The organism is Mailhella massiliensis (genome assembly GCF_020741395.1).
GTDB lineage: Bacteria > Desulfobacterota > Desulfovibrionia > Desulfovibrionales > Desulfovibrionaceae > Mailhella > Mailhella massiliensis_A.
This window is the reverse complement of record NZ_DYZA01000186.1, coordinates 1-3,714: the sequence shown is the minus strand read 5'-3', so window position 1 is coordinate 3,714 and position 3,714 is coordinate 1. Positions and strand designations below refer to the sequence as shown.

At 57.3% G+C, this 3,714-nt stretch carries 3 protein-coding genes; all 3 read left to right on the top strand.

The features are described 5' to 3' along the window. The coding region (locus K8W16_RS09200) for a (2Fe-2S)-binding protein (RefSeq protein WP_304122855.1) at window positions 1-504 on the top strand (504 nt) is incomplete at its 5' end. Next, complete coding sequence (glpB, locus tag K8W16_RS09195; RefSeq protein WP_304122854.1) at window positions 488-1,741, top strand: anaerobic glycerol-3-phosphate dehydrogenase subunit GlpB; 1,254 nt, start codon at window positions 488-490, stop codon at window positions 1,739-1,741. The genes K8W16_RS09200 and glpB, both read left to right, overlap by 17 nt. Window positions 1,742-1,744: 3 nt before the next feature. Beyond that, window positions 1,745-2,950: an anaerobic glycerol-3-phosphate dehydrogenase subunit C gene (locus tag K8W16_RS09190; protein WP_304122852.1), complete on the top strand. Its 1,206-nt coding sequence runs from the start codon at window positions 1,745-1,747 to the stop codon at window positions 2,948-2,950. Window positions 2,951-3,714: the final 764 nt, after the last annotated feature.

Sequence of the window (3,714 nt, the reverse complement as noted above, 5' to 3'; positions counted from 1 at the left end):
GAATGCCGCACTGCCATTGAACCCATTATCGACAGCCCCTCCCCGGCCATGTTGGAAAAGGCGGCCAAGTACTTCCCGGTGCACAGCGTGCCGCTCGTGGCCAACCGCCTGGGCGACGCCTTCCCCATCGTGGTGGAAAGGGCTGCGGCTATGAAGAGCAACCCGCTGCTCTGCGAATGTGAAATGGTTTCCCGCGCGGAAATCGAATATGTGGCCTCCGATCCTTCCAGCCAGTCCATGACGGACGTGCGCCTGCGCACCCGTCTCGGCATGGGCACCTGCCAGGGCACCTACTGTTCGCTGCGCACCATCGGTGCGCTCACTGAATGTCGGATGCCGTTCCCCCTGTCCCCTGCCGACAACCTGCGCGAATTCCTCCAGGAACGCTGGAAGGGGCTTCGCCCCGCCCTCTGGGGGCTCCAGGCTCGTGAAATGGAACTCGGCCGCGCCGTGTACGCTGCCACGCTGAACATCGACGGAGCGAAAGATGAACAGAAAATCTGACATTGTTGTGGTCGGTTCCGGTCTGGCCGGCATGAGCGCTGCCCTGACCGCGGCGCAGAGCGGCAAGAGCGTGACGCTGCTTACCCATGGTGCGGGCACTCTTGCCGTCAGCAGCGGCTGCATTGATGTTCTCGGCTATGTGAACGGCAGCGCCGTTGCCGATCCTTTTGAAGCCATGGGCAGTCTTCCCGCCGAACATCCCTACAGCCTCATCGGCGGAGAGGAGACGGTGCGCGAGGCTCTTTCCTGGCTGAAGGGCGTGTGCAAGAAGGGCGGCATCGACATGGCCGCGGCGGAGGGCAATCACAGGCTCATCACCGTGATGGGCACCCTGAAGCCCAGCTGCCTCTGCCCCGACAGCTTCAATCCCGACTGCCTGAAGGAAGTGCACCGTGCCGCCGTAGTCACAGTGGAAGACATGAAGGACGTGCATCCCGGGCTCATCATCGATCAGCTGCACCGTTATGATGAGTTTGCCGGCAAGGAATTCATGGAAGCCGTGCTTCCCTGCCCCATCGAGCATGCTCACCGCAACATCACGCCCCTCGATATCGCCCGCCATGTGGAAAAGCCCGAAGGTCTGAAGTGGCTGGAAGAAAGCCTTGCCCCTTATGCCAAGCTGTACCCCGTGCTTCTGCTGCCGCCCATCTGCGGCATGAAGCACAGCCAGCAGATTTGGAATCACCTCTGCACGGTGTTGAAGGTGAAGATTGTGGAAATGGTGTCCATCCCTCCGGGGGTTGCCGGTCTCCGCATGCGGGAAGCCTTTAAAAAGGCGCTCAATCTTGCGGGCGTATACACGGTGGAAAGTGCCGAAGTGGTGCGCGCCGAAGTTGAGGAGGGCGTCTGCAAGGCCCTGTATTCCGTCACCGCCTACGGCGAATGCGGCTGGGAAGCGGACAATTTCATCATTGCCACGGGCGGCCTTTTGAGCGGCGGTATCTCCACGGCTCCGGGCAAGGCTTGGGAAAGCATTTTCCGTCTGCCTCTGGAAGCTCCTGAGAACACGGAAGAATGGTCGTCTCCCGATATCTTCGGCTCAAGCTTCTTTGCCAGCATGGGTATGCGCGTGAACAGCGAGCTCAAGCCTCTTGATGCGGACGGCAACGAAGTGCTTGCGAACGTGCGTTTTGCGGGTCGTATCCTGGGAGGTTACGACTTCGCAGCCGAAAAGAGCGGCCATGGTGTGGCTCTTGCCACGGGCCGGTATGCTGGCATGCTGGCCGGAAAGGAGTAGGACATGAATCGCCGTATAAATCCCGATAAATGCGTTGCCTGCTCCACCTGTGTGGTGCAGTGCCCTGTTGCGGAAGTCACCTCGAAGTTCCTCGGCCCGCGTATGCTGGGGCCCGCGTCGGAACGCTTCCGTATGCTCAACAGCGGCGAAGACGATTCTCTGAGCTATTGCGCCAACTGCAAGAACTGCGATATTTCCTGCCCTCAGGGCGTGGAAGTATCCAACATCAACATGCTTGCCCGCGCGGAATATTGCAGGGAGAACCGACCTTCTTTCCGCGACTGGATACTTGCCCATGGCGAACTGGAAGCGAAGCTGGTGAGCTATTTCCCCTCCTTCCTCGTGAACTTCGGCATGTCGAACCCCATCAGCAAGCTGGTGCTGGACATGGTGGGCGTCAGCAAGAAGGCCGACCTTCCCAAGTTTGCCTCCAAGCAGTTCCCCGCTATGTTCAAAGCGTACAAGCAGCCGGAAAATCTTACGAAAACAGTGGTTTTCTATCCCGGGTGCTTCATCAAGGCCTATGCCCCGCAAACAGGTATCGACCTTGTGTGGCTGCTCAATAAGGCCGGTTACAGGGTGGAATCTCCCGAAGTCTTCTGCTGCTGCGGCACGCCGCTCTATACCAACGGCTTTGAAGCGGACGCCAGAAAGAACGCCGTCAAGAATCTTGAGGAAATTGCCAAGTGGCGTAAGGAAGGTATTCCCGTACTTTCGCTGTGCCCGAGCTGCCAGCTCATGTTCAAGTCGGAAATCCCCGCGTTCTTCCCCGAATTGGCCGAAGGTATGGAAACTACCGCTCTGGGCGATGCCATGGAGTTCATTCTCGGTTGCATCGACCGCGGCGAACTCGACCTTTCGGATGCGGATACGACGCCGCTGGATATCATCTATCATGCGCCCTGCCATTTGCGGGCTCAGGGCATAGGCTTCCCGGGACTGGATATCCTGCGCAGGCTTCCCGGTATCAGAGCCGTCAATGCCGACGCCGGATGCTGCGGTATTTCCGGCAGCTACGGCTTCAAGAAGGAAAAGTATGATATCGGCATGGCTATCGGCTCCAAGCTGTTCGACACCATCAAAGACAGCGGTATCCGCCAGGTGGCCACGGAATGCGGTACCTGCAAGGTGCAGATCATCCATGGTACGGGTAATCCCTGCGACCATCCGCTGACCATTTTGCGTCAACGTCTGGACAAGGGCGTTTAAACCGTTTTCAGAATACATAAAAAATCCGCCTTCTGCGATGCAGGGGGCGGATTTTTTATTTTCGGGCCGCAAATCGCCTTCTGCGGCGTTTTTTTATTTTCGGGCTTTTAAATTTTTTCAGGAAGGCGGAAAAAGGTCGCGGGAGAAAAAGCAGGTCTTTTGCAGAAGAGGTTTGCGGTCTGTGGAGCATCTTTCTGCTGTAGGGAAAAAGAGGGTAGAGGGATCTATCCCTCCGGGGGCACTTACCACGCTCCCGGAGCAAGAGTAGAGAGAACAGCCCTTCTGCGTCTCTTGCTTGGGAAAGCTTTCGGCGAGGGCGAAGCGACTCCAGGATTTTTATTTCCCCCTCCCAGCTGTGTTTGTTATTCGGAGAGCAGGGGAGGGCAGTACTTTTTCACGCAACGTCCTCGTCGTTCAGAGGCGAGAATTTTCCCCGCGGGGCCCGCTGAAAATGCGGAGCCTTGTGCCAAGTCGGACGCCTTGGAGACGGAAACTCCGGCAGTTTTGAAGATATCTTGCTCACCATGTGGCCGACAGTAATGAAGACAAAGATGGGGGAACATCTGCGTTTTTAGAAAAGTCCGGCGGTTCGGCCGAAGCCTGCCTGCGGGGGATACCGCAGATACCGCTTGCTTGGTATGCTCCCCATCAGGTGGACAAAGTAAGAAAGCCCCAGTAGGCTGAACTTTGTAACCTGATGGGGATTTGTATGTCAGAACGGAAATTCATAACCTATTCTCAAGGATTCAAAGAGGATGCGGTAC

Excerpts from the sequence above, each read along its gene's own strand:
- glpB (WP_304122854.1), top strand. The coding sequence starts at position 488 with ATGAACAGAAAATCTGACATTGTTGTGGTCGGTTCCGGTCTGGCCGGC.
- K8W16_RS09190 (WP_304122852.1), top strand. The coding sequence starts at position 1,745 with ATGAATCGCCGTATAAATCCCGATAAATGCGTTGCCTGCTCCACCTGT.